At 72.9% G+C, this 24,586-nt stretch carries 19 protein-coding genes; 16 read left to right on the forward strand and 3 right to left on the reverse strand.

What is annotated here, in order from left to right:
- Window positions 1-147 precede the first annotated feature (147 nt).
- Both OG289_RS25955 and OG289_RS25960 read right to left on the reverse strand, forming a co-directional pair.
- Window positions 148-1,683, reverse strand: a complete 1,536-nt coding sequence (locus tag OG289_RS25955; protein WP_327316414.1) for a DHA2 family efflux MFS transporter permease subunit — start codon at window positions 1,681-1,683, stop codon at window positions 148-150.
- Window positions 1,680-2,615 (reverse strand): sterol desaturase family protein, encoded by a 936-nt coding sequence (locus OG289_RS25960; RefSeq protein WP_327316415.1) that lies wholly within the window; start codon window positions 2,613-2,615, stop codon window positions 1,680-1,682. Before OG289_RS25960 ends, OG289_RS25955 begins: the two co-directional genes overlap by 4 nt.
- A 281-nt stretch (window positions 2,616-2,896) precedes the next feature.
- Here OG289_RS25960 and OG289_RS25965 point away from each other — a divergent pair, with 281 nt between their 5' ends.
- The 10 genes from OG289_RS25965 (at window position 2,897) to OG289_RS26010 (ending at window position 18,200) form a co-directional block, all read left to right on the forward strand.
- A complete protein-coding gene (locus OG289_RS25965) occupies window positions 2,897-3,688 on the forward strand; it encodes an alpha/beta fold hydrolase (protein WP_327316416.1) in 792 nt (263 codons plus the stop codon).
- Between the two features lie 2 nt (window positions 3,689-3,690).
- A complete protein-coding gene (locus tag OG289_RS25970; protein WP_327316417.1) occupies window positions 3,691-4,863 on the forward strand; it encodes a beta-ketoacyl-[acyl-carrier-protein] synthase family protein in 1,173 nt (390 codons plus the stop codon).
- Entirely contained in the window at window positions 4,860-5,795 is a 936-nt protein-coding gene (locus tag OG289_RS25975; RefSeq protein ID WP_327316418.1) for a beta-ketoacyl synthase N-terminal-like domain-containing protein, read from the forward strand. The genes OG289_RS25970 and OG289_RS25975 overlap by 4 nt, the downstream gene beginning before the upstream one ends.
- Before the next feature lie 66 nt (window positions 5,796-5,861).
- Window positions 5,862-6,656: an SDR family oxidoreductase gene (locus tag OG289_RS25980; RefSeq protein WP_327316419.1), complete on the forward strand. Its 795-nt coding sequence runs from the start codon at window positions 5,862-5,864 to the stop codon at window positions 6,654-6,656.
- Between the two features lie 55 nt (window positions 6,657-6,711).
- A complete protein-coding gene (locus tag OG289_RS25985; protein ID WP_327316420.1) occupies window positions 6,712-6,972 on the forward strand; it encodes an acyl carrier protein in 261 nt (86 codons plus the stop codon).
- Window positions 6,969-7,712: a 3-oxoacyl-[acyl-carrier-protein] reductase gene (gene fabG / locus OG289_RS25990; RefSeq protein WP_327316421.1), complete on the forward strand. Its 744-nt coding sequence runs from the start codon at window positions 6,969-6,971 to the stop codon at window positions 7,710-7,712. Before OG289_RS25985 ends, fabG begins: the two co-directional genes overlap by 4 nt.
- A 10-nt stretch (window positions 7,713-7,722) precedes the next feature.
- Entirely contained in the window at window positions 7,723-8,964 is a 1,242-nt protein-coding gene (locus OG289_RS25995; RefSeq protein ID WP_327316422.1) for a beta-ketoacyl-[acyl-carrier-protein] synthase family protein, read from the forward strand.
- Window positions 8,961-10,181, forward strand: coding sequence for a beta-ketoacyl synthase N-terminal-like domain-containing protein (locus OG289_RS26000; protein WP_327316423.1), 1,221 nt, complete (start codon window positions 8,961-8,963; stop codon window positions 10,179-10,181). The genes OG289_RS25995 and OG289_RS26000 overlap by 4 nt, the downstream gene beginning before the upstream one ends.
- A gap of 70 nt (window positions 10,182-10,251) precedes the next feature.
- On the forward strand, window positions 10,252-16,488 hold the full coding sequence (locus OG289_RS26005) for a type I polyketide synthase (protein ID WP_327316424.1): 6,237 nt from the start codon (window positions 10,252-10,254) through the stop codon (window positions 16,486-16,488).
- Window positions 16,485-18,200: a beta-ketoacyl synthase N-terminal-like domain-containing protein gene (locus tag OG289_RS26010; protein ID WP_327316425.1), complete on the forward strand. Its 1,716-nt coding sequence runs from the start codon at window positions 16,485-16,487 to the stop codon at window positions 18,198-18,200. Before OG289_RS26005 ends, OG289_RS26010 begins: the two co-directional genes overlap by 4 nt.
- Window positions 18,201-18,219: 19 nt before the next feature.
- Here OG289_RS26010 and OG289_RS26015 read toward each other — a convergent pair whose 3' ends face one another.
- Complete coding sequence (locus tag OG289_RS26015) at window positions 18,220-18,474, reverse strand: acyl carrier protein (RefSeq protein ID WP_327316426.1); 255 nt, start codon at window positions 18,472-18,474, stop codon at window positions 18,220-18,222.
- Window positions 18,475-18,708: 234 nt separating this feature from the next.
- Between OG289_RS26015 and OG289_RS26020 the strand changes: the two genes are divergently transcribed.
- The 6 genes from OG289_RS26020 to OG289_RS26045 all read left to right on the forward strand — a co-directional run bounded on the left by OG289_RS26020 (window position 18,709) and on the right by OG289_RS26045 (window position 24,500).
- Window positions 18,709-19,317, forward strand: a complete 609-nt coding sequence (locus OG289_RS26020) for a lysophospholipid acyltransferase family protein (protein WP_327316427.1) — start codon at window positions 18,709-18,711, stop codon at window positions 19,315-19,317.
- Between the two features lie 222 nt (window positions 19,318-19,539).
- Entirely contained in the window at window positions 19,540-20,814 is a 1,275-nt protein-coding gene (locus OG289_RS26025) for a sensor histidine kinase (protein WP_327320803.1), read from the forward strand.
- 324 nt (window positions 20,815-21,138) lie between these two features.
- Entirely contained in the window at window positions 21,139-22,677 is a 1,539-nt protein-coding gene (locus OG289_RS26030; RefSeq protein WP_327316428.1) for a DUF2252 domain-containing protein, read from the forward strand.
- A 24-nt stretch (window positions 22,678-22,701) separates the two neighbouring features.
- Window positions 22,702-23,196 (forward strand): hypothetical protein, encoded by a 495-nt coding sequence (locus tag OG289_RS26035; protein ID WP_327316429.1) that lies wholly within the window; start codon window positions 22,702-22,704, stop codon window positions 23,194-23,196.
- Between the two features lie 116 nt (window positions 23,197-23,312).
- A complete protein-coding gene (locus tag OG289_RS26040; RefSeq protein WP_327316430.1) occupies window positions 23,313-24,110 on the forward strand; it encodes a hypothetical protein in 798 nt (265 codons plus the stop codon).
- A gap of 60 nt (window positions 24,111-24,170) precedes the next feature.
- Window positions 24,171-24,500: a rhodanese-like domain-containing protein gene (locus OG289_RS26045; protein ID WP_327320804.1), complete on the forward strand. Its 330-nt coding sequence runs from the start codon at window positions 24,171-24,173 to the stop codon at window positions 24,498-24,500.
- Window positions 24,501-24,586: the final 86 nt, after the last annotated feature.

Consider the following 24,586-nt stretch of genomic DNA (forward strand, 5'->3'; position numbering starts at 1 on the left):
GCGGCGCAGCACCATTGGGGCAGCCCTGAAATCAACGATTGACTGAGAGGATGAAAAGCGGGGGAAATTGAAGCTGGGACAGCGGCGGCCACAGCCGGGGAGTTGTTCCGGCGGTACGAGGGGAATTCCGGTCGGAATCGTGGCCGGTCAGTCCTGCCGGGCCCGTGCCACCACGACGGCCCCCAGCGCCGCCACCGCGGCCGTGGCCAGCAGCGCGTACTGCATCGCGTCGAGGAACACCGACTGGCCGACCCGCTCCAGAACACCGTGGGCGGCCGGACCGGTGAGGTCGGGCGGCAGCCCGACGGCCACGGACCGTACGGCCTGCTCGGTCCGGTCCGAGGGCAGCGTGACCCCGGCGGCCGCGAGCCGGGACGGCAACCGGTCCGCCGTGTAGGTCATGACGACGGCGCTGACGACCGCGATGCCAAGGCTGCCCCCGACCTGCATGGCCGTCTGCTGCATCCCGCCGGCCACCCCGGACAGTTCCTTCGGGGCGTTGCTGATGACGAGTTTCGTACCACCTACCATGACCGGGCTGAAGCCGAGGCCCAGCAGCAGGAAGCACAGGGTCGTGTGCAGGGTGCCGGAGTCCGCGTCGAGTCCGGCCAGGGCGCACATCGACGCGGCGATGACGGTCAGTCCGACGGCCACCGGGATCCGCGGGCCCGCCTTGCCGATCCAGATCGCCGCGGGCGGCGCACCCACGATCATCAGCAGGGTCAGGCTCAGGACCCGGACACCGGATTCGGCGGGCGAGAGACCGAGCACGTTCTGCAGGTAGAAGATCAGCACGAAGGGCGCGCCGACCATCACGCATCCCATCACGGCCATCGTGACGACACCCGAGGTGAACGGCGCCGAGCGGAACAGTCGCAGCGGCACCAGGGGGTGCGTGCTGCGCCGCTCCCACGCGACGAAGACGGCGCCGAGCACCGCACCCGCCGCGAGGTAGGGCAACGCCTCCAGTGAGGTCCGGCCGGCGTCCGCCACCACGGCCAGGCCCCACACCAGCGAACCGAGGGCACCGGCCACCAGCAGCATGCCGACGAGGTCGAGGCGACCGCCCGCGGCCTCGTCGCGCACGTCACCGAGGACGGTGACGCCCAGCACCAGGGCAATGGCACCCAGCGGAACGTTGAGGAAGAACACCCAGCCCCAGTGGGCGTGTTCGACGAGCAGACCACCGACCACCGGACCGGCGGCGGTGGAGGCGGCGATGACGGCGCTGCGCACCGCGATGGGCTGGTTGAGCCGCTCGGGCGGGAACGCGCTGCGCAGCAGCCCCAGCGTGGCGGGCTGCATCAGCGCGCCGAAGACGCCCTGCACCACGCGCATGGCGACCACCCAGCCCAGGCTGGAGGACAGGCCGATGGCCACCGACGAGGCGGTGAAACCCGAGGCGCCCACCAGGAACACCATGCGGTGTCCGAAGCGGTCGCCGAGCCGGCCCGCGGTGATCAGGAGCGCGGCCACGGCCAGCAGGTAGGCGTCGGTGACCCACTGGACGCCGGTGAGATCCGTGTGCAGGTCCGCCTGCATGGCCGGCTGGGCGACCGTGACGATCGTCGTGTCCAGCGAGACCATCATCGCGCCGACGGACAGGGTCAGGACGGTCAGCCAGGGATGGCCGCGCAGGCCGTGCCGGGCGGCCCCCGCCACGGTGGTGTGCGGTCCGCTCACGTCGCCGCTCCGGGCAGCTGCGCGGTCGCGGACCGCGGCTCGGGGCGGTCGGCGTGGCCGGTGTCGGTGTCGGTGTCGTCGGCGGGCCTCCAGCCGGGCGGGCCGAAGACGTAGCCCAGCTTGTGCCGGAACGTCCTGGCCCCGCGCACGTCCCGCACCATGTTGGCGAACTCGTGCAGCTGGATCTTCCAGATGCTGAAGCTCTCCAACTGCTTGGTCAGGCCGTACGTCGGCCGGTGCAGCTCGGGCTGGAAGGTGCCGAAGATCCGGTCCCAGATGATGAGGATGCTGCCGAAGTTCTTGTCCAGGTACTCCGGGTCGTTGCCGTGGTGGACCCGGTGGTGCGAGGGCGTCACGAAGACGTACTCGATGGGCCGCGGCAGCTTGCCGACCTTCTCGGTGTGCGCGAACAGCCCCCACAGCAGGTGCACCGAGTGCATCGTGAACACCAGGGCGGGGTGGACGCCGAGGAGCGGCAGCGGCAGCCAGATCATCTTCTCGAACCACTGCGCCCACTTGCGGCGCAGCGCGGTGGACAGGTTCAGGTACCGGCTGGAGTGGTGGACCTGGTGACCGGCCCAGATCAGCCGGATGGCATGCGCGGCCCGGTGGTACCAGTAGAGCAGGAACTCGACGCCCCAGAAGACGATGAACCAGGTCGTCCAGGCCGTCGACGACAGGTGCCACGGCGCCACGTACTCGTAGACCAGCAGGTACAGCGCCAGCGCCACGGTGCGCAGCAGGGTGGAGGAGACCAGCGCTCCGAGGCCGGTGATGATGCTCGCCCGGTGGTCCCGAAGGTCGTAGCCCTGCCGCTCGTCGGGGTCGTCACCGAACTTGATCGCCAGCAGCTCGATGACGATCAGCAGTGCCATCGCGGGCATCGCGTACACCGCGGGGTCGTGCAGCCGGTCGATCACCTTGTCGAGCATCAGGCCCCTCCTCGATTGGTACGTGCCGGGCCTGTCGCATGCGATCCGTCGGAAACCCCGGAACTGCCCGAGCGTTCACGCAGCGTAATTCGGGCTCCTTAAAACTGACTTACGAACTCCTTGCGAACATCGGGCAACGGTTATGCGTCCGGATCTTGTTGAGCAGGCCAATCAGTCGTTAAGCGAAGGTTAAGAGGAATTACTTATGCTCCAACTCCGGGCGGTCAGCGGTCGCAAACGAGAATCGCGTGGGCCATCTATGAGTTGTGAGCGGGGTAGCCATGAGCGGGATTGATGTCGTCGTCCGGAGAATGCGGGCCGCGACACACGAGCGCCCCGTGCGTGCGCTGGCCCTGCACGGACTGGCAGCCACCGGCACCACCTGGAACGCCTACGGCCAGCATGCCGCGCCCGACGTCGAGTTGTGGACCGCGGAGCTGCCCTGGGGGCAGGTCGGCGCACCGGGGTGGAGCCTGCCGGGCGGCGACCCGGCCGACTGGATCGGCGCGGCGATGGACAAGGTGCCCGGGGGCGTCGACGTCCTGATCGCCCACTCCTACTCCGCGCTCCTGGCGCTGGAACACCTGGCCGCCGCTCCCCCGCAGGCCCGCCCCGGTGCGCTCGTGGTGGTCTCGCCCTTCCACCGGCGCGACCCGGCGGACTTCCACTGGGACACCGCTCGGCACTACCTGAGCATCTTCCAGGACGTGTTCGACGAGGCGCTGTGCCTCGCCTCGACGCGCCCGCTGGACCCCGGGATGCGCCACGACATGGCCCTGCTGGTACGCGACCGGGTCGGCCCCTACGGCTGGTTCCGCTTCTACGACAGCTACCTGCGCAGCCCATTCCTCGACACCGCCGCACTCGACCTGCCGGTCCTCGCGGTGGCCGGCCGTGACGACCGGTTCGCGCCGCCCGAGGACGCCGCGGCCTTGGCCGAGACGCTGCCCCGCGGACGGCTGTGCCTGCTCGACGACTGCGGGCACTTCCCGATGGCCGAACAGCCGCGCGGGTTCGCCGACGCGGTCCACGCGTTCGTGAGCGAATCCGTCACATCCGCGGGGGTGAACTGAGGATGGCTGCCGCCACAGTCCCCGAGGTCCATGTCACCGGGCTCGGCGCGGTCAGCTGCCTCGGCACGGGGGTGGACGCGTTCTGGGCCGGGCTGACCTCGGCGGTTCCGCACCCGACCCCGGTGGCCGGGCTCACCGACCGGGTGCCCGACGTCCTCGCCTACCAGGTCCCGGACGGGCCGGAGTGGGCACCGAGCGCCGGTGAGCCGTACGGCCGGGCCACCCGGCTCGCGCTGCACGCGGCCCGGCAGGCCGTGGCCGACGCGGGGCTGAGCGAGGACGAGACCGCCGACATGGCTGTGGTGATGGGCACCGCGGCCGGTGAGAGCGGCGAGCGCGACGGCCTGTCGTCCCCGGCGGCGACGTGGGCGCCGGTGTTCCGGCTCGCCTCCGAGGTCGGCGGCGAACTCGGCGCGTTCGGCACCAACATCAACGTCAGCAACGCCTGTGCCGCCAGCGGGTACGCCCTGTCGATCGCCATGGATCTTGTGCGCCGCGGCGAGGCCGACACCGTGCTGGTCGGGGGTGCGGAGGCGCTGTCGTGGGCGCCGCTGGCCAGCTTCAGCCGGCTCGGGGCGAACGACCCCGAACTGTGCCGTCCGTTCGATACCGATCGCCGGGGCACCGTGTTCGGGGAGGGCGCGGCGATGCTCGTCGTGCAGTCCGCGCGCGCCGCGGCGGGCAGGCCGTCGTACGGCCGGCTGCGCGGCACCGGCTGGAGCTGCGACGCCCATCACCTCACCGCCCCCGACCCGGCGGGCGACCAGCCCCTGCGGGCGGCTCGCGAGGCCCTGCGGGAGGCGGCGGACGGTGCCGAGGACATCGGCTGCGTGGTGCCGCACGGCACGGGGACCGAGCAGAACGACGTACTGGAGACCCGCGTGCTGCGCGAGGTGCTCGGCGAACACCTGGAGCGAGTACCGCTGTTCAGCCTGAAGGCATTCATCGGACACACCGCGGGCGCGGCCGCCGCGTTCGCCGTCGTGGCCGCCGCACTGATGTCACGGCACGCGCTCGTCCCCGCGAACATCGCCCCACAACGGCAGGACCCCGCGTGCCCGGTGTGGCTGCCGCGGACGGGCCCCGTACGGCTGGAGCGGCCCCGGATCCTGCTCAACGCCTACGCGTTCGGCGGCAGCAACTGCTCGCTGGTGTTCGGGGGTGAGACGCGGTGACCGCCCGTGACACCGTGGCCGAGGCGACGGTCACCGGCATCGGCCTCGTCGTACCGCCCGTGCCGCTCCCGCGGGACGCAGCGTGGTTCGACCACCGCACCCGGCTGGGTCGCGGCTACCGATACCTGCCGGAGGCCTGCCACTACCTGCTGGCGGCCGCCCGGGAGGCGCTGGCCGAAGCGGAACCCGAGCAGCATGCCGAGGAGCGGCGGGGGATCGTCGTCGGCACCAACAGCGCCGTGACCGCACTGCACTCCGACATCGCGGGGGCCGTACGCGTCGGAGGTTTCGACACGCTCAGCCCCATGACCGTGCCCTTCTTCTCGGTGAACCTCGTCGCCGCCAAGCTGTCCACCGAACACGGGTTCAAGGCCTTCAACCTCACCGTGAGTTCACCCCAGGTGGCCGGTCTGGAAGCGGTGCACCTGGCCTCCCACGCGCTGTCCGCCGGGCGCGGCGACCTGGTCCTCGCGGGGGCCACCGAGGCACCCGACCCGCGGGCCGGCGACGCCGTACCCGAGTCGGGGGCCGCGCTGCTGCTCCTGCGGGCCCGGACCGCCCACGCCGCCGGACCCGTCGTACGGACCGCGCTGCGCTTTCTGCCGCCCCGGGCCGCCGCCACCCCGGCCGGGCGCGAGCGGGCCGGGCGCGCGGTACAGGCCGCGCTGGACGGGGTGTGCCCGGCGCGCCCGCTGTCCCTGCACCTGGTGACCGACCACTCGCCCACGGCGCGCACGGCCGCGGCCGCGGTGCGCGCCTGGTGCGCCGGCACCACCGCGGTGACGGACGTGGTCGGCCCGGCCCGGGCGGGCGCACTGGCCCCGCTCGAGCTGCTCGCCCGCGCCCTGCGGCCGGACCGCCCCGGCCCCGAGGCAGTGGTCGTCGCCTCCCGGGAAGGCAACCTCGCCTTCGCCGCCGTCGACGCCCGCTGAGACCCGTGGGCGGCGTTCCCACGGACCACCCTCCCCACCGACCCATCCACCGAGCAAGAGGAAAGCATGCTGTCATCCGTCAAGGGATCGTGGTGCCTGATACTCGGCGCCTCCAGCGGCATGGGCCGGGCCACCGCCCTCGCCATGGCCCGCGAGGGCGCCAACGTCTTCGGCGTCTACTTCGGCACCTCCGCCCAGCAGGAGGAGGCCGACGCGCTCGTCGAGGAACTGCACGCCCTCGGCGTCCGGACCTCGTTCCACAACCTCAACGCCGCCAAGGCGCAGACGCGTACCGAGGTCGTCGAGCGACTGGCCGAACTGACCGGCCCGGACGGAGTGCGGGTGCTGCTGCACTCGCTCGCCTTCGGCAGTCTGCTCCCGTTCATTCCGCAGGAGGGACAGCCGGACGTCATCACGCCCCGGCAGATGGACATGACGGTCGACGTCATGGGCCACAGCCTCGTCTACTGGGTGCGCGACCTGTACACCGCGGGCCTGCTGACCCGCGGTTCCAAGGTGTTCGCGCTGACCAGCCGCGGCGACGCCCGGGTCATGCCGAGCTACGGCGCGGTGTCCGCCGCGAAGTCCGCCCTCGTCTCCCACGTCCGGCAGCTGGCCGTCGAACTGGCGCCCTCGGGCATCGCCGTGAACGCCCTGCGCGCCGGACTCACCATGACCCCGGCCCTGGTCCGCATCCCCGGCAGCGACGTCCTGGCCGACCGGGCCGGCGCGGCGAACCCACACGGCCGGATCACCACGACCGAGGACGTCGCCGAAGCCGTCGTGATGCTGTCCGCCAGTGGCTCCTCCTGGATCACCGGCAACGTCATCGACGTCGACGGCGGCGAAGGACTCGTCTGACCTGCCGGCCCCGCTGTCCCCGACCCTGCCCAGCACCCACGACGGAGGAACCGCCATGCCCGAACTCACCACCCCGCTCGACCTGGAAGACCTGCGCGTCACCATCGCCGAGGTCATCGACGTCGACGTCGCCGAGGTCACCGACACCGCGGACTTCAAGGAGACACTCGACGTCGACTCCCTGCTGGCGCTGGAGATCCTGGTCACCCTGGAGCGCAAGTACGGGGTGAAGCTGGCCGAGTCGAACCTGCAGAAGGTGCGCTCGCTCCAGGAGACCTACGCGCTGCTCGCCGAGCACTTCGAGGCGTCCTCATGACAGCCGGCACCCGCACGGCCCTGGTCACCGGCGGCTCCCGCGGCATCGGCCGCGCGGTGGTCGAGCGCTTCCTGGCCGACGGATACGACGTCGGTTACTGCCACCGCACCCCGTCCGCCGGAGCCGCCGAGCTCGATGAGCTCGCCGACAAGTACGGCGTGCGGGTACACGGGGCCGTGGTGGACGTGACGGACCAGAGCGCGGTGCGCGACTGGCTGGAGGAGACCGAGGAACGTCTCGGCGCCGTCGACGCGTTGGTGACCAACGCCGGAATCATCCGGGACATGCCCCTGGCCGTGATGGACCGGGAGCACTGGGACGCCGTCGTCGACACCAATCTCACGGGGACGTTCACCGTGTGCCGGGCGGCGATCATGACCATGATGCGCCGTCGCCGGGGCGCGATCGTCAACGTGTCGTCCGTGGCCGGCCTGCGCGGCAACGCCTCGCAGACCAACTACGCGGCCTCGAAGGCCGGGATCGTCGGCTTCTCCAAGTCGCTGGCCAAGGAAGTGGCCCGGTTCGGCATCCGCGCCAACGTGGTGGCGCCGGGACTCATCGAGACGGACATGACAGCCGGCCTGGACGAGAAGGCCCACCGGAAGGTCGTCGCCGACATCCCGCTGCGGCGGACCGGCACGCCGGACGAGGTCGCCGACGCGGTCGCCTTCCTCGCCTCGGACCGTGCCGCCTACATCACCGGCCAGGTCATCCAGATCGACGGCGGAATCGGCATCTGAGGGAGCACAGGTGAACGCAGTGGTGGACCCCTCCGCCCGCGTGGTGGTGACCGGCCTCGGCGTCCTCACCCCCATCGGGGAGACGCTGGAGGACTTCTGGGACGCCGCCGTACGCGGAGTCGTCGGCACCCGCCCGCTGGACCGGCCCGACGCCGCCGACTTCGCGGGCCGGCTGGCCGGTGAGGTGCGCGGTTTCGTCGCCTCGCGCGGCGACGGCGACCGTGTCACCCGCCTGGCGGTGGCGGCCGCGTCGGCGGCGACCGCCGACGCCGGCCTCGCGCCGTGGGCGGGCGACCCGGCCCGGGCGGGGGTGTGCTTCGGCACGCTGCTGGGGAACCGGGCGGCGCTGGAACCGGCGGTGACGCGGTTCCACCGGGGCGCGGACACAGGTGCGGGCGCGGGCGGTGCGGGCGCCCCGCCCACGAGGCCACGCCCCGTCGTGGGCCTCGCCGACGCCGTCGCCCGGGAGCACGGATTCCTCGGGCCCAGCTCGGTCGTGGCGACCGCCTGCGCGTCGGGCAACAGTGCGCTCGCATACGCCGGGGAGGCGATCCGGGCCGGCCGGGCCGACGTGATGGTCGCGGGCGGGGCGGACGAGTTGTCCACCGGCATCATGATGATGTTCGCCAGCCTGCGCTCGCTCACCGACGACGCGCTGCGCCCGTTCGACCGCAACCGCTCCGGACTGGTCGTCTCCGAGGGCGCCGCCGCTCTCGTCCTGGAGTCGTACGAGCACGCCCGCCTGCGCGGAGCGCGCGTGTACGCCGAGCTCGCCGGGTGGGCGTCCGCCTGCGACGCACACCACATGACGGCACCGCATCCGCAAGGGCGCGGCGCCCGCCGCTCCCTGGAGCGGGCCCTGGCCATGTCCGGGGTGCCGCTCGACCGGGTCGGGCACATCAGCGCGCACGGCACCGGCACCCCGTCGAACGACAGCGTCGAGGCCGCGGCCGTGCGGGCCGTCTTCGGGGAGCGCGGCCCCGCCGTCTCCTCCCTGAAGGGGGCGCTCGGGCACACCCAGGGCGCGGCCAGCGCGATCGAGGCGGTGGCCTGTGTGCTCGCGCTGCGCGACGGCGTGATCCCGCCCACCGCCAACCTCGTCGACCCGGACCCCGACTGCGCGGTCGACGTCGTGTACGGCGCGGCCCGGGAGGCGCCGCTGGACGTGGTCGTCAACAACGCTTTCGGTTTCGGGGGCAACACGGCCTGCACCGTGTTCACCCGGCTGGGCCCGGGAGGGAACACAGGATGAGCACATCGGCCGCCATCACCGGCGTAGGACTGGCCACCGCGCTGGGCGCGGGACTCGACGCCACCTGGGAGGGCCTCCTGACGGGGCGTACGGCGGTCACGGACGTGGCACCGCCCGAGGGGCTGTACCCCGGTCGGGGTCCCGCGCCGGCCGCCGCGCTCTGCGACGACCTGTCCGACGTGTCCGCCTTCGGCCGGCGGCGGCTGCGCGCGCTGAGCCGCGAGTCACTGCTGGTGTCCCGAGCGGGCCTGCTGGCCTGGCAGGACGCGGGACTCGACGCGGGCGGCGCGCCCGCCCCGGAGGACCTCGGTGTCGTCCTGGGCACGTCGGGAGCGGGCCTGACGGGCTATCTGCAGGTCCTTTGCGACGGTCTCACCCTCGGGGTGGACCTGGTCAGCCCGTATGCCGGCCCCCAGGGAAGCCTGAATGCCGCCGTCTCCGACCTCGCCATCGCGGCGGATGCCGAGGGCCCTGTCGCGACGGTCACGGCCGGCCGCTGCTCCGGAGCCGAGGCCCTGACGGTGGCGGCCGATTTCGTCCGCACCGGTCAGGCCGAGGTGGTGCTGGTGGCGGCGGTGGACGTGCTGGATCCGCTCACGCTCGGTGCGGGTGCCGTGGACGGAGGTGCCGGTGGCCGTTCCGCGCGACTGCCGCGTCCCTTCGCGCCCGACCGCACCGGTCCCCTCCCCGGCGAGGCCGTGGTGGTCCTCGTTGTCGAGGACGCCCGCCGGGCCCGCGAGCGCGGTGCCCGGATCCACGCCGAGGTCGCCGCCGTGAGCACCGCCCTGGGCGTCACCGGCGACACGGACGGGGAGGCCGCGGCACGTGCCGTCGACACCGCCCTGGCGGCGGCCGGCCTCGCGCCCGGGGCCGTCGGGCTCGTCTGCTCCTCGGCCGACGGTTCCGGCCCGGTCGACCGGGCAGAGGCCCACGCCCTGTACAAGACGCTGGGCGCCGACACCCCGGTCTTCACCGCGTTCGCCGCGCTGGGCGACTGTGCCGGCACCACCACCCTGCTCCAAGTCGCCCTGACCGCAAAGGTGTTGGCGGATGGCGAGATGCCTGCGACGGCGGGGCTCGCCGACTGGGATCCCGCGCTCCCCCAGCTCGCCGTGAGCGACGCGCCCCAGCGGCTCCCCGCCGCCACCGCGGCCCTGGTCCTGACGTCGGACGACCGCCCCGGCGCGTCCGCGGTGGTCCTGCGCGTCCCGCGCTAGGCCCGACGCCCCCAGAGAACTCACGAACATCCCGGCCCGGTCACCGGCCGCCGGGCTACGGAGGTAGGAAGTGAAGCAGGACCCGGCAGAGCAGATCGCCATCGTGGGGATGGCGGGGCGTTTCCCCGAGGCCCCGGACCTCGACAGTTTCTGGCAGTTGCTGATCGAAGGCGGCGACGCGATCCGCCCCGTCCCCGCCGACCGCTGGAACGCCCAGGAGCTCCTGGACCCGGAGAAGTGGATCCAGGACCGCGGCGGATTCCTGGCGGACGCCGACCAGTTCGATGCCGCCTTCTTCGGCATCTCCCCGCGCGAGGCCAAGGTGATGGACCCCCAGCAGCGGCTGCTGCTGGAGGCCGCCTGGCAGGCGGTGGAGGACGCGGGCGTACCGGCCGCCTCGCTGCGCGGTTCCCGCATCGGCGTCTACAGCGCCGGGATCTGGCACGACTACGAGAACCTGCGCAACAACCGCGGCGTGCCGATCTCGCAGCACTCCATCGCCGGCACCTCCCTGGACATGCTCTCGGCCCGCGTCTCCTACTTCATGGGCCTGATGGGCCCCAGCCTCAACCTCGAGACCGGCTGCTCCTCCGCACTGGTCGCCCTGCACCTCGCCTGCCAGGCGATCCGCGTCGGTGAGGTGGACGGCGCCCTCGTCGGCGCGGCCAACCTCATGGTCACCCCCGAGGTGACGATCGGGCTGACCCACTTCGGCGGGCTGTCCCCGAACGCCCGCTGCGCCACCTTCGGGGCCGGCGCCGACGGGTTCGTCCGGGGCGAGGGCGCGGCCGCCGTCTACCTCAAGCGGCTCGACCGTGCCCTGCGCGACGGCGACCGGGTGCACGCCGTCATCGCGGGCACCGCCATCAACAACGACGGCGGCGGCCCCAGCCTGGTGACACCCAGCCAGGAAGGGCAGGAGGACGTGCTGCGCCAGGTCTACGAGAAGTCCGGCGTCCCGCTCGACCGGGTCGCCTACGTCGAGGCCCACGGCACCGGCACCAGGCGCGGCGACCCGACCGAGGCGGCGGCCATCGGCCGGGTGATCGGCCAGGCCCCGCAGCGGGCGGGCCGGCCCCTCCCCGTCGGGTCCGTGAAGAGCAACATCGGCCACCTGGAGGCCGCCGCCGGGTTCGCCGGCCTGTTCAAGGCCGTCCTGTCCCTGCGACACGGTGTGGTGCCGCCCAGCCTGCACTCCGCCGAGCTCAACCCGAAAATCCCCTTCGACGACCTCAACCTGCACGTCGTGCAGAAGCCGCTGCCGCTGCCCGAGGACGGCCCCGTCTATCTGGGCGTCAGCTCCTTCGGCTGGGGCGGCACCAACGCCCACGCCGTCGTCACCGGCCCACCGCCCGAGCGGCCCGCCGCCGTGGAACCGCCCGTCGACACGACGGCACCCTTCTTGATGCCGCTGAGCGGTCACACCCCGGCCGCGCTCGCCCAGCGGGCCCGAGACGTGCGCCACGCGCTCCAGCGGCCCGGCGCCGAACCCCGGAGGCTGGCCGGGGCGTTGGGTTGGCAGCGCGACCACTTTCCGTTCCGGGCCGCTGCGGTGGCCACCGACACGGGTGAACTGACCGCCCTGCTCGAGAAGTTCGCCGCGGATCCCGACAGCGAGCTGCCCGCAGTGGTGACCGGCCGGGCCCGGGAGCACGGCCGTACCGCCTTCGTGTTTCCCGGACAGGGCTGGCAGTGGGCGGCGATGGGCCGTCGTCTGTACGCCTCCGACCCGGTCTTCGCGGCCTCGGTCGACCGCTGTGCCGCCGCCCTGGCCCCGCACGTGGACTGGGACCTCACCGACATCATCGCCGGGGGCACCGGGGACACGTGGCTGGGGCGGGTCGACATCGTGCAGCCGGTGCTCTGGGCCGTCTGCGTGGGACTGGCCGAGGTCTGGCGGGCGGCGGGTGTCGAACCGGACGTCGTCGTCGGCCACAGCCAGGGCGAGATCGCCGCCGCGACCGTGGCAGGCATCCTGTCCGTGGAGGATGCCGCCCTCGTCGTGGCCCGCCGGAGCGCGGTCCTGCTGCGCACCAGCGCCGGCACCGGCCGCATGCTCGCCGTGGACCTGGACGCGGACGCGGCGCGCGCCGCGCTGGAGGGCTTCGAGGACAGCGTCGCGCTGGCCGTGCACAACGGCCCCCGCTCGTGCGTCCTGTCGGGCGAGACCGACTCGGTGCTGCTGCTGAAGGAACTCCTGGAGGCCGACGGCACGTTCTGCCGTCTGGTCGACGTCGACTACGCCTCCCACAGCCCGCTGATGCGAGGCCTGACCGACGAACTGCACGAGGTGCTGGCACCCGCCCGGCCCCGCCGGGCCGACTTGCCGCTGATGTCGACGGTGCGCACGCAACTGCTGCACGGGCCGGAGATGGACGCCGCGTACTGGGTGGAGAACCTGGGCCGCCCGGTGCTGTTCGCCGACGCCGTCCGCATCCTGATCGACCAGGGCGTCACCCACTTCGTGGAGATCAGCGCCCACCCGGTGCTGCTCCCGGCGCTGGAGCAACTGGCTGCCTCGGATCCCGAGCCGCCGGCCCTCCAAGGCACCCTGCACCGCGACCGGGGTGCCCCGGAGGACCTCGCCGAGTCGTTCGCCCAGGCGTACGTGTCGGGGCTCACCCCCTTCGGGCGGGTGCCGCTGGGCCGGGACGCGCACGTGCCGACGTACCCGTGGCAGCGGGAGCGGCACTGGGTGGACTCGGTACGCCGGCCGGCGGACCGCGCCGCCTCCTTCGCCCTCCCGCTCGCGCCGGTGCCCGCCGAGGCCGACACCTGGCACGGCACGCTCGACCTCGACACCGTGGCCCACCCCTGGCTCGACGACCACCGGGTGCACGACGCGGTCGTCGTCCCGGCCGCGGCCGCCGTCGAACTCTGCCTGGGCACAGCCTCCGCGCGCACCGGCGGCCTGCCGTCCGCGCTGCACGGCCTTGCCCTGCAGCACGACATGACGCTCGCCGACGACGCCCTGCGGCTGGGTGTCCTCTGGCGCGAGGACGCGGCCGACGGCGCCGGAGTCGAGCTGCTCTCGCTGCCGACGGGTGCCGGCGTCTGGACCCGGCACACCACGGCTCGTGTGTCGTACGGGCACGACGCCCCGACCGCCCCGGAATTCCCCGAGGCCCTGCTCCGGGCGTCGGCCACGGACCCCGACGCCTTCTACGACGCCTGCGCCGCCCGAGGCCTGCAGTACGGCCCTGCCTTTCGCAGCGTGCGCGAGCTGTACGCCACCGCCGACGAGGCGCTCGGGCTGCTCCGGCTCGACGAGCGCTGCCGGATGGGTGCCCGCCGCTTCACCCTCCACCCGGCGCTGTGGGACGGCGCGTTGCAGCTGTCGCTCCCGCTGTCGGACGAGACGGGCACGCTCGTGCCGGTCGGCGTCGACCGCATCGACCTGTTCCCCGGCCTGCCGGCGGAGGTCACCGAGCTGTGGGCGCACGCCCGCCGCCGCCCCGACGGCCGCTTCGACCTGTGGCTGTACGACACCGACCGCTGCCCCCTGGTCCGGCTGACGGGACTCGAACTGCACCCCTTGGCCCTGGAGGGCGACGTGGACCCCGCCCTGGAGCGGGTGCACCGGTTCGCCTTCCACGAGGTCGAGCCGGGCGAGGGGGCCGGCCGCGAGGCACGGTGGCTGGTCTGCGGCCCCGAGGCGTCGTCCGGCACGGTGACGGAACTCGCGGCCGCCCTGGGCGCCGAAGGGGTCGCTCTGCCGGAGGCGGACGCCGCCGACCGTGCCGCCTGGGCCGGGGTGCTGCGCCGGGCGGCGGACGTCACCGACCTTGTGTTCGCCGCCCCCGACGCCACGGCCGGGGAGGCCGCGCAGCGGGCCGGGCTGACCGTGCTGTCCGCCCTGGCGGGCGCGGCCCTCGACCGGCCGACCGCACCGCGGCTGACCGTGCTGACCACGCACGCCCAGGCGACGGCCGACGAGCGGCCCGACCCCGGCGCCGCCCTGTACTGGGGCTTCACCCGGGTCCTGCGCGGCGAGCATCCGGTTCTCGCCGCCGCCCTCGTCGACCGGGCGGCCGAGGACGGCTGGGCGTCGTACGCCGTACGCGAACTGCGCGAGGAACAGCGGGAGGACCAGGTCCTGCTGCGGGCGGGCCGACGGCTCGCGGGCCGACTGGAGCGCACCGCCGGGCCGGGCACGGACGCGTCGACGCCCGTGCCGTACACGACCGGTCAGCCGTTCCGGCTGCATCCCGGACCGCGGCCCGGCCAGTGGGAGTCGCTGCGTTTCCTGCCGCTGGTGCGCCGCGCGCCCGGCCCCGGCGAGATCGAGATCGAGGTGGATGCCACGTCCCTGAACTTCATCGACGTGATGAAGGCGATGGGCACCTACCCCGACGAGTCCGGCGGCAAGGAGTTGCTCGGCGGTGACTGCGCCGGCCGGGTCGTCGCGGTGGGCCCGGACACCACCGGGTTCCGGGTCGGTGACCGTGTGGTGGCCTGCAAGTTCGGTGCGATGGTCTCCCACCTGACGCTGAGTGCCGCGCACGCCCGCCTCGTCCCCGCCGGTATGTCCCAGGCCGAGGCCGCCACGCTGCCGCTGGTCGTCGCCACCGCCTGGTACGCGCTGCACGACCTGGCCCGGGTAGAGGAGGGCGACCGCGTCCTGATCCACTCGGCGGCCGGCGGCCTCGGTCTCGCCGCCGTCCAGGTCGCCCACCTCCTCGGCGCCGAGGTGATCGCCACGGCGGGCAGCCCCGCCAAGCGCGACCATCTTCGCGGTCTCGGCGTGCGGCACGTCTTCGACTCCCGCGACCTGGCGTGGGCCGACGCAGTGCTCGACCTCACCGGCGGCCGGGGCGTCGACGTCGTCCTCAACTCGCTGACGGGCGCGGCCCTGACCCGGGGTCTGGACGTGCTGGCCGAGGACGGCCGGTTCCTGGAGGTCGGCAAGAAGGACATCTACGGCGGCCGCCGGCTCGACCTGCACGCCTTCCGCAAGGGCATCAGCTTCGCGGCCGTCGACCTCGAAGGACTGGTGATGCGCCGTCCGGAGCGGTTCACCCGGATCCTCCACGCCGTGTGGGACGAGGTCGCCGCGGGCCGTATCCGCCCGCTGCCCGTCATCCCCCACACCTTCGACCGGGCAGCCGAGGCGCTGCGTGCCATGTCGCACGGCGACCACATCGGCAAGTTCGTCCTGCACGAGCCGCACCGGGTGCGCCGGGTGGTCGCGGACCCGTTGTCGTACGGGAGTTTCCGTCCCGACGGCAGCTATCTGATCACCGGCGGTCTGGGCGACCTCGGCCTCTCGCTCGCCGAGCACCTGGCCGAGCGCGGGGCCACGGCCCTCGTCCTGCTGGGCCGCTCGGAGCCCAGCCCGGAGGCCGCCGCCCGCGTGGAGGCGCTGCGTGCGGCCGGCGTCACGGTGAGCGTGGCGCGGGCGGACATCGCCGACGAGGCGGCGCTGGCGGCCGTCCTGCCCCGGATACGCGCCGAACTGCCGCCGCTGCGTGGCGTGTTCCACGCGGCTGGGATCCTCGACGACGGCTTGGTGCAGGGGCTGGACGCCGCACAGGTCACCCGGGTGCTGGCACCCAAGGTGGACGGCGCCCGCCATCTGGACCGGCTGACCGCCGATGACCCGCTGGACCTCTTCGTCATGTTCTCCTCGGCCGCGGGCCTGGTGGGCAACGTCGGCCAGGCGGCCTACGCGGCCGCCAACACCTATCTCGACGCCCTCGCGGTCGCCCGTCGGCACGCGGGCCGCCCGGGCCTGAGCGTCCAGTGGGGCAGCTTCGACGGCATGGGACTGGCCGCCCGCAGCGAGAACCGCGGCGCCCGTCTCGCGGACCGTGGGATGCCCCCGTTCCCGGCGGCCGACGCCTGGCGGGCGCTGGAGGAGTTCCTGCGTGACGGCGAGACGGTCGTGGGCTATCTGTCACTCGACGCGCGACGCTGGTTCGAGACCTACCCGGCGACGGCGAGCCTGCCCAGTTGGAGCGGGCTGGCGGCGGCCGGCCAGTCCACCGGCTCCGCCACGGGCGGTGCGTTCCGGCAACGGCTCGCCGCCTGCGCCCCCGAGGGCCGCCCCGACCTCGTCGAGCAGCGGGTACGGCATCTGGCGGGCCGGGTGCTGCGCATCGCCGCGGACTCCGTCGACCGCGAGACACCGCTGAAGTCCCTCGGCCTGGACTCGCTGATGAGCCTGGAACTGCGCAACCGCCTGGAGGCCGACTTCGGCCTGAAGCTGTCACCGACGCTGCTGTGGACGTACGCCAGCCTCCGGCCGCTGTCCCAGGCGCTCATGGAGCGGGTAGAGGCAGAACTCGCGGACGGGGAAAAGCGATGAGCGAGCCGACGGCATCAGGGGCGACGCCGGTCAGCCGGGCCATGCAGACCATCCGCGGGCTGCGTGCGGAACTCGCCGCGCTGCGCGGGGGACGGACCGTGGCCGTCGTCGGGGTCGGGCTGCGCGCCCCGGGCGGCGTCGCCGACATGGACGGCTACTGGCGGCTGCTGGCCGCCGGCGGCGACGCGGTCCGGCCCATCCCCGAGCATCGGCGCCAGCCCTTCGGTGACTCCTGGGACGAGGTGCCGCACCGGGGCGGGTTCCTGGACGAGGTCCTGGAGTTCGACGCCCCGTTCTTCGGCGTCGCACCACGTGAGGCCCGTGCCCTGGACCCGCAGCAGCGGCTGCTGCTCGAGGTGGCCTGGGAGGCGCTGGAGGACGCGGGCCTGGCCCGGCCCGGCGGAAACTGCGGGCTGTACGTCGGCGTCACCGGACAGGACTACCGCGAGTGGATGCCCGGCGAGTCCGACGTGTACTGGGCGACCGGCAACGGCCACTGCTTCGCGGCGGGTCGGCTCGCGCACACGCTGGGGCTCACCGGGCCGGTGGCCGCCGTCGACACCGCGTGCTCGTCGTCCCTGGTGACCGTGCACCTGGCCCGTCAGGCGCTGGCCACAGGTGAGTGCGACGTCGCGCTGGCCGGCGGGGTCAACCTGGTGCTGTCCCCGCGGGCCACCGAGTTCGCGGCCCGGACCGGGGCGCTCTCCCCGGACGGGGAGTGCCGCCCGTTCGACGCGCGCGCCAACGGGTTCACCCGTGCCGAGGGCTGCGGAGTCGTCGTACTGAAGCGGCTGGCGGACGCGGTGCGGGACGGGGACCGGGTGCACGCGGTGATCCACGGGTCGGCCGTCAACCACGACGGTGCCGCCTCGGGGTTCACCGCGCCCAGCGTGGCGGCGCAGACCGCGCTCGTCGAACGGGCGCTCGCGGACGCCGGGCTGGGCCCGGCAGACATCGGGTACGTGGAGACGCACGGCACGGGGACGGCGCTCGGCGACCCCATTGAGGTGGAGGCGCTGGCGGAGGCGCTCGGCCGACCCGGCGGCGCCCCCGTGCTGCTCGGGGCGGCCAAGGCGAACCTCGGCCACACCGAGTCGGCGGCCGGCGTCCTGGGCCTGCTCAAGGCGATGCTGAGCCTGCGGCACCGGGCCGCGCCGCCCGTGCCGCACTTCACCACCCTCAACCCGCGGATCGACCTCGAGGGCACCGGCTTCCGGGTGCCGGACCGGCTGGAGCCGTGGCCGGCCGGGGCCGGGGCGTATGCGGGCGTCAGCTCGTTCGGGATGAGCGGCACCAACGCGCACGTCATCCTGGGCGGGGCTCCGGCGTCCGTCGCTCCGCCGGCCGGCCAGGCCGTGGAGGTCACCGGATTCGAGGTGTCCGCCCGCACGCCTGCCGCGCTGCGCGTCTACGCCGGGCTGCTGGCCGCACATCTGACCACGGTCAAGGACGAGGACTACCCCGCCTTCGCCTACACCCTCACTCACGGAAGGGCGGCGCTGGCCACCCGGGTGCGGGTGGCGGCGGCCGACCGGGAGCAGGCCCGGGCCGCCTTGGAGGCGCTGGCCGAGGACCGGGAGTGCCCGGCGGCCGAGTTCCTGGACCGGGGCGCCGAGCCGTCGTTCGCCGGTCTGCCGCGCCGCGTCCTGACGCTGCCCGCGTATCCGTGGGAGCGCCGCCGGTACGCGCCGCCGGCCGCTGAACGTCCGTGAGGGCCGGCGGCGCGGTGGCTCAGGCCGCCGCGGCCCGGGAGTGGACCAGCTCGCACACCGCCGAGACCGTGCTGGTGCGCGGGATGTCCTCGAAGGGGATCTCGACGGCGAAACGCCGCTTGACCGAGGCGACGAGCTCGACGACAGCGAGGGAGTCGATGTCGAGGGCGTCCAGTGAGATGTCGTCCGAAATCGCCTCCGGTTCGGCGCCGAAATCGACGAGTTCCTGCTCTATGAAGGTGCGTACGGAATCAGGTGTGGTGGGCTCGGACACGGCGCTCCTGGTCTCTCAAATCTGGTGGGGAACGAACTGAACGGATTGAAAGGAGTTTACCCGGAAACCGCCGGGTACATCAGTGGCCGTATTTCAGAAGCGGCTTCTAAGTCTTGCTTAAGCAGGTCGCGTTACCATCGGGAAAGCCCCTCGTACGGACAGGACAGGCACATGTTTCGAATGCTGCTGAGAAGGATTCTCCTGATCCCGCTGAAGCTCATTCTCCGGCCCCGCGTGGAGGGACTTCGCAACATACCCGCGAGTGGCCCCTTCATCCTCGCGGCGAATCACCTCTCGTTCTTCGACTCCATCTTTATCGCACTCCTGACGCCGCGCCGGCTGTATTTCGTCGGAAAGCAGGGGTGGCTGGAGATGCCGGGCGTCAAGGGCCGGTTGCAGAAGCTGTTCTTCCGATCCGTCGGAATGATCTCGGTGGACAAGACGAGGGGCGCGGGAACCATGGCCGGGCTGGAGCTGTCACTGAAGTTGCTGGCGGAAGGCAACGGCGTCGGCATCCACATCGAGGGCACCCGTTCGCCGGACGGGCGCCTCTACAAGGGCACTACCGGCACCGCCTGGTTGGCCCTGCGCAGCGGGGTGCCGGTGATTCCGTGCGGCCTCACCGGTACGGAGCGGGTCCACCCCAAGGGTGCCAAGCGGCTGTACGTCGCGAGCTTCGACGCACGATTCGGTCCCGCGATGACGTTCGCGGAGCACCTCGGGCGGGAATCGGACCGCCGGGCCCGCCGCGCGGTGACGACGAGCATCACGGCCGAGATCTCGGCCCTGTCGGGCCAGGAGTACGTCGACATGTACGCGGAGACGGCGATGAGCGGCGGGTGACGGGTCGATCGGCAGGCGGCCCGGACCTCGCCACTGGCCCTGGTTGCTCACGGTGTGTGAGGAACATCTCAGGGTTGTGACCGGCGTCGGCCGGTGGCGTTCAGCGGCGTTCAGCGACGTTCGGTCGGTGGGGGTCGGTCCGGCCGGGCGAGGGTGTAGCGGGCTACACCGCGTTCGCCCGGGCCGCGACCTAGCGTTGGGTGTATGGCGAAAACAATCCCGATGGCGACAGCGATCCGGCAGGCTGGACGAGCCACGGGCCGGCTGCTCATCGCCGCGGCGATGACCTTCGGCACCTACCTGTTCGTCACCGTGCTGCTCATCGCGGCCATCGGCACGCTCGCGGTCGTCGGCGCGTGGATGCTGCCCGAGGCGGTGCTGCTGATCCGCAGGATCGCCGGGGCCAAGCGCCGCCAGGTCGCCGGCTGGACGGGCCGCGAGATCCCCGAGGCGTACGAGCCGCTCACCGGCTCGATGCGCGAGCGCCTGCGCACGGCCGTCCGTGACCCCGGCACCCTCGCCGACCTGCGGTGGATGGCCGCCCATTACGTCTACGGCTGGCTGGTGCTGCCGGCGCTGGCGCTGTGGCCGGTGGGCCTCGTCGTCGACGGGGTGTGGTGCGGGCTGCTGCGGCGGGACGCGGTCGTCCTGCCGCTGGTCGTCAGGCTCGCCGACGTCGAGGCCCGCTGGTCGGGGGCCCTGCTCAAACCGTCCCCCAAGGCGCGCCTCGCCGCCCGGGTCCGGGCGCTGACCGAGACCCGCGCCGACGCGATCGCCGCGCACGGCGCCGAACTGCGCCGCATCGAACGCGACCTGCACGACGGTGCCCAGGCCCGCCTGGTCGCCCTGTCCATGCGGATCGGGCTCGCCCAGCGGGCCTTCGACGGCGACCCGGACTCCGCGCGCAAGCTCATGTCCGACGCGCAGGACCAGGCCGAACAGGCGCTGACGGAACTGCGCCACGTCGTCCGCGGCATCCACCCGCCGATCCTCACCGACCGCGGACTTTCGGGAGCCGTACGCGCGCTGGCCGCCGGTAGCGGGCTGGATGTCACGCTGCGGGTGGAAGGGCTCGAGGACGGCGGGGGTGGGGCGGGGGGTTCGGGGAGTTCGGGGAGCTCGGCGGGGGGTTCGGGGAGCTCGCGAAGTTCGGCGGGGGGTTGGAGTGGTGGATCCGCTCGTTCTGGTGGTTCCGGCGGCGGTGGATATCGGGCGCCCGCCGCTGTGGAGGCCGCTGCTTACTTCGCGGTGGCCGAGGCGCTCACCAACGTGGCCAAGCACAGCGGTTCCTCGCGGGCGACCGTCGAGCTGGTGCGACTGCGGAACGGGCTGCGGGCAGTGGTGAAGGACGAGGGGCACGGTGGCGCGGACGGGGGTGAGGGGTCCGGCCTGCTGGGGATCCGACGGCGGGTCGCCGCGTTGGACGGCGTGGTGAGCGTGACCAGCCCTGTCGGAGGGCCGACGACGATCGCTGTGGAGCTGCCCTGCGCGTGGTGAGGGTGGGTGGGGGGCGTGGTGTCGTGTTTCACGTGAAACACCCGGGTGGGGGTGTTTCACGTGAAACGTGCCGGCCGTTAAACAGGCCGACCGTGGGACGTGCGCGGGCCGGGCCGCGTCCTGCGCGCGGCCACGGTCCAGGGGTCAGGGGTGGCGGGCTCCGGCTTTCGATCCGGTTGTTGGGGGTGGGTCGGTGAGGAGTTGTCCACAGTGGGGGAGTTGTCCACAGGGGCTGCCACCGCTGGGCCGCCGGGCTGTACGGTCGGCACGAGTTGATGTTCGGCTCGTCGAGCCGATGGACGTACGTGTGCGGGGGAGGCGGTCATGGTGACCGAGGCAGTCGGTGGTGCTGGTGCAGTCGATGGTGCCGGTGCCGGTGCCGGTGCCGGTGGCCATGTGGGCGTTGGTGGCGGCGTGGGCGTTGGTGCGGGGACGGGTGCGGTGAGCAGGCTTCCCCGGGTGCGTGGGTTCGCCGAGTGGCCCGTCGAGCGGCCGGCTGAGGGGCCGGGACCGGGGGCGGGCTCTCGTTCGCCCAAGGAAGAGGGCAGGGCACTGCGCGGCCGGGTGCCGCGGTCGGCGCACACCGCACTCGAACTGGACGCCTCCCGCCCGGACGCGGTGACGGCGGTCGAGGAGTCCAACCAGGGCCGCATCCCGGAGCTGACGCCGATAAGGGTCGGCCGGATGGCGGCGACGCCGTTCGCGTTCCTGCGCGGCTCGGCGGGGCTCATGGCGTACGACCTGGCCCGCACCCCCATGACCGGGATCCGGGCGCAGATCTGTGGCGACGCCCACGCCGCCAACTTCGGCCTCTACGGCGACGCGCGGGGCGGGCTGGTCATCGACCTGAACGACTTCGACGAGACGGTCGACGGCCCCTGGGAGTGGGACCTCAAGCGCCTCGCCGCCTCCCTGGTGCTCGCGGGACGGGAGGCCGGCGCGGACGAGGACACCTGCCGCAGCGCGGCGCACGGCGCGGCCGGCTCCTACCGTCGCACCATGCGGCTCCTGGCCAAGCTTCCGGTGCTGGACGCGTGGAACGCCATCGCCGACGAGGAACTGGTCTCCCACACCGACGCCCACGACCTGCTGGGCACCCTGGAACGGGTCTCGGAGAAGGCGCGGGCCAACACCAGCGGGCGGTTCGCGGCGAAGTCGACCGAGCCGACGGAGAACGGCGGCCGCCGCTTCGTCGACGCGGCACCGGTGCTGCGCCGCGTCCTGGACGCGGAGGCCGCTGCGGTGGCCGCGTCCCTGGAGCAGTATCTGACCACCCTGTCCGAGGACCGCCATCCCCTCCTGGCCCGCCACGCGGTCCACGACGTCGCCTTCCGCATCGTCGGCACGGGCAGCGTGGGCACGAGGTCGTACGTGGTGCTGTTGCTGGACCACCGGGGCGAACCGTTGATCCTCCAGGTGAAGGAGGCCCGTGCGTCGGCCCTGGTCCCGCACCTGCAGACGGCCGGCTTCGAGGCGCCGGAGGTGGACCACGAGGGCCGCCGGGTGGTGATCGGCCAGAAACGCATGCAGGTCGTCAGCGACATACTGCTGGGCTGGACGACGGTTGACGGACGCCCCTTCCAGGTGCGGCAGTTCCGCAACCGCAAGGGCAGCGTCGACCCGTCCGCGCTCGCCGCCGACCAGGTCGACGACTACGGCCGTATGACCGGTGCCCTTCTGGCCCGCGCCCACTCCCACAGCGCCGACCCGCGCCTGATCGCCGGCTACTGCGGCAAGAACGAGGAACTCGACGAGGCGATCGCGACGTTCGCCGTCACCTACGCCGACCGCACCGAGGCCGACCACACGGACCTGGTGGCGGCAGTACGGGCGGGGCGGATCGCGGCGGAGGCGGGGGTGTGAGGTGCATCGCGTGAGGAGGGTTCAGTGAAGTACGTCGATCTCGACGGGCGGGTCGGGGACGTCACCGGGGTCATAGACCCCAGGCCCTACCTGGAGCGGCTCCCCGCGCTGGCGGAGCGGCTGCCACCGGGAGCCCGCGCGTTCGCCACCGATCCGGACCACTACGCCTTCTCGGGCAAGCGGTGCGTGAAGGACCTCAAACCCGGCGTGGCTCGCCGGACCGGGGACGACGACATCGAGATCCACTTCGGCCACAACTGCTGGAAGCACGACGAGGACCTGGTCGTCCGCTACACAGGTGTCTCCCGCTTCCAGGCCGACGTCCTCGACGTCTGCGCCCTCCACGACCTCGGCGACGTGATCCTCGACGAGATACTTCCGCATCCCGAGGGCTGCACCCACGAGCTCGCCTGCCGCCCAGGCACGCTGGTGGTGGTCTGCCGCGATCTGGAGGCGGAGTGGGTGGCAGTGGATTGTCCGGAGGGGCGGGAGCGGGGAGAGGGGCGGGAGCGGGGGTAGGAGAGGGGAGGGAGGGGGGTAGGGGAGGGAGGGGGAGGGGGGAAGGCCCCCCCGAGAAGGCCCCCGGTGGGTGGATGGCAGCGTTGATTCGGGTGGCGTTGGCCTAGGCTGGTCGGGTGACGACCCCCGAAGCTGAACAGCCCCGGCCGGAGGCACGGCTGGAGCAGGCCGTGCGGGCCGCCGAGCAGGCGTTGATCGAGTTCGAGATCGCGGTGGAGACCTTCCGCGTCGAGGTCGAGAACTTCTCGCGGCTCCACCACCAGAAACTCGGTCCGATGTACGCCCGGCTCGACGAGCTGGACGCGCAGATCGCCGAGGCCAGGGCCGCCCGCACCGGTGACCCCGACGACCTGCGCAAGGCCGCCGAGGCACGGGCCAGGGTGCTGCCGATGCCCGGGGTCGAGGAGCTGTTCCACGGCTGGATGGACGGCGACGGGCTGTTCCCGGAGGCTGCTGCGATGCTCACGGAGCAGTCGGTACGGCCCCCGGAGCGGGTCCGGCCCAGCGAGGAGGCTCGCAAGCTGTACCGCGAGCTGGCCCGCAAGGCCCACCCCGACCTGGCGCAGGAGGACGCCGAGCGGGCGCGGCGCGAGGAGTTCATCACCCGGGTGAACGGGGCCTACGCCCATGGCGACGAGGCACTCCTGCGTGAGCTGGCCGAGGAGTGGGCGGCCGGTCCGGCGCCCGCGGAGCGCAGTCCTAGCCCCAGCGAGGAGCTCTACGCCCGCCTCGAGTGGCTTGCCCAGCGCAAGGAGATGCTCACGCTGGTGGCCCGGGAACTGGAGGACAGCGCGATCGGCTCGATGCTCCGGATGGCGCCGGAAGACCCTGATCGCCTCCTGGACGAGATCGCCGACAAGCTCCTCGCCGATGTCACCGCACGCGAGGCGGAGCTGGCCGAGCTGGTGGGTTAGAGGGGCAGTCGTGGCGCTTGTCCGGTCGGGTAGCGTCGGGGCATGAGTTTCGGAGCTGGTGTGCCCACGGTCGAGGTCGGAGACCTCAAGGACGGCGACTTCCTGCTGGACGTCCGCGAGGACGACGAGTGGCAGGCGGGCCACGCCGAAGGGGCATTGCACATCCCCATCAGTGAGTTCGTCGCCCGCTACGGCGAGCTGACCGAGGCGGCTCCGCAGGACGGGCGGGTCCATGTGATCTGCCGCTCCGGCGGTCGTTCGGCCCAGGTCACGATGTACCTCGTCCAGCAGGGCCTGGACGCTGTGAACGTCGACGGTGGCATGCAGATCTGGGCCGCCGTGGGCCGTCCGGTCGTCACGGACGAGGGCCGGCCGGGCTTCGTCCTGTAGGCGGCAGCGGGCGAGTCCCTGCGGGACGCGCAGGCCGGTGAGTCCTTGCATGGGCGCGTAGGCCGGTGAGTCCTTGCATGGGCGCG

The sequence above is a fragment of the Streptomyces sp. NBC_01235 genome (assembly GCF_035989285.1).
GTDB lineage: Bacteria > Actinomycetota > Actinomycetes > Streptomycetales > Streptomycetaceae > Streptomyces.

What these genes read in the sequence shown, in the direction of transcription:
- OG289_RS25985 (WP_327316420.1), top strand. Translation starts at nt 6,712, where the DNA reads ATGCCCGAACTCACCACCCCGCTCGACCTGGAAGACCTGCGCGTCACC.
- OG289_RS25960 (WP_327316415.1), bottom strand. Translation starts at nt 2,615, where the DNA reads ATGCTCGACAAGGTGATCGACCGGCTGCACGACCCCGCGGTGTACGCG.
- OG289_RS26030 (WP_327316428.1), top strand. Translation starts at nt 21,139, where the DNA reads ATGGTGACCGAGGCAGTCGGTGGTGCTGGTGCAGTCGATGGTGCCGGT.
- OG289_RS26025 (WP_327320803.1), top strand. Translation starts at nt 19,540, where the DNA reads ATGGCGACAGCGATCCGGCAGGCTGGACGAGCCACGGGCCGGCTGCTC.
- fabG (WP_327316421.1), top strand. Translation starts at nt 6,969, where the DNA reads ATGACAGCCGGCACCCGCACGGCCCTGGTCACCGGCGGCTCCCGCGGC.
- OG289_RS26000 (WP_327316423.1), top strand. Translation starts at nt 8,961, where the DNA reads ATGAGCACATCGGCCGCCATCACCGGCGTAGGACTGGCCACCGCGCTG.
- OG289_RS26010 (WP_327316425.1), top strand. Translation starts at nt 16,485, where the DNA reads ATGAGCGAGCCGACGGCATCAGGGGCGACGCCGGTCAGCCGGGCCATG.
- OG289_RS25980 (WP_327316419.1), top strand. Translation starts at nt 5,862, where the DNA reads ATGCTGTCATCCGTCAAGGGATCGTGGTGCCTGATACTCGGCGCCTCC.
- OG289_RS25970 (WP_327316417.1), top strand. Translation starts at nt 3,691, where the DNA reads ATGGCTGCCGCCACAGTCCCCGAGGTCCATGTCACCGGGCTCGGCGCG.
- OG289_RS25965 (WP_327316416.1), top strand. Translation starts at nt 2,897, where the DNA reads ATGAGCGGGATTGATGTCGTCGTCCGGAGAATGCGGGCCGCGACACAC.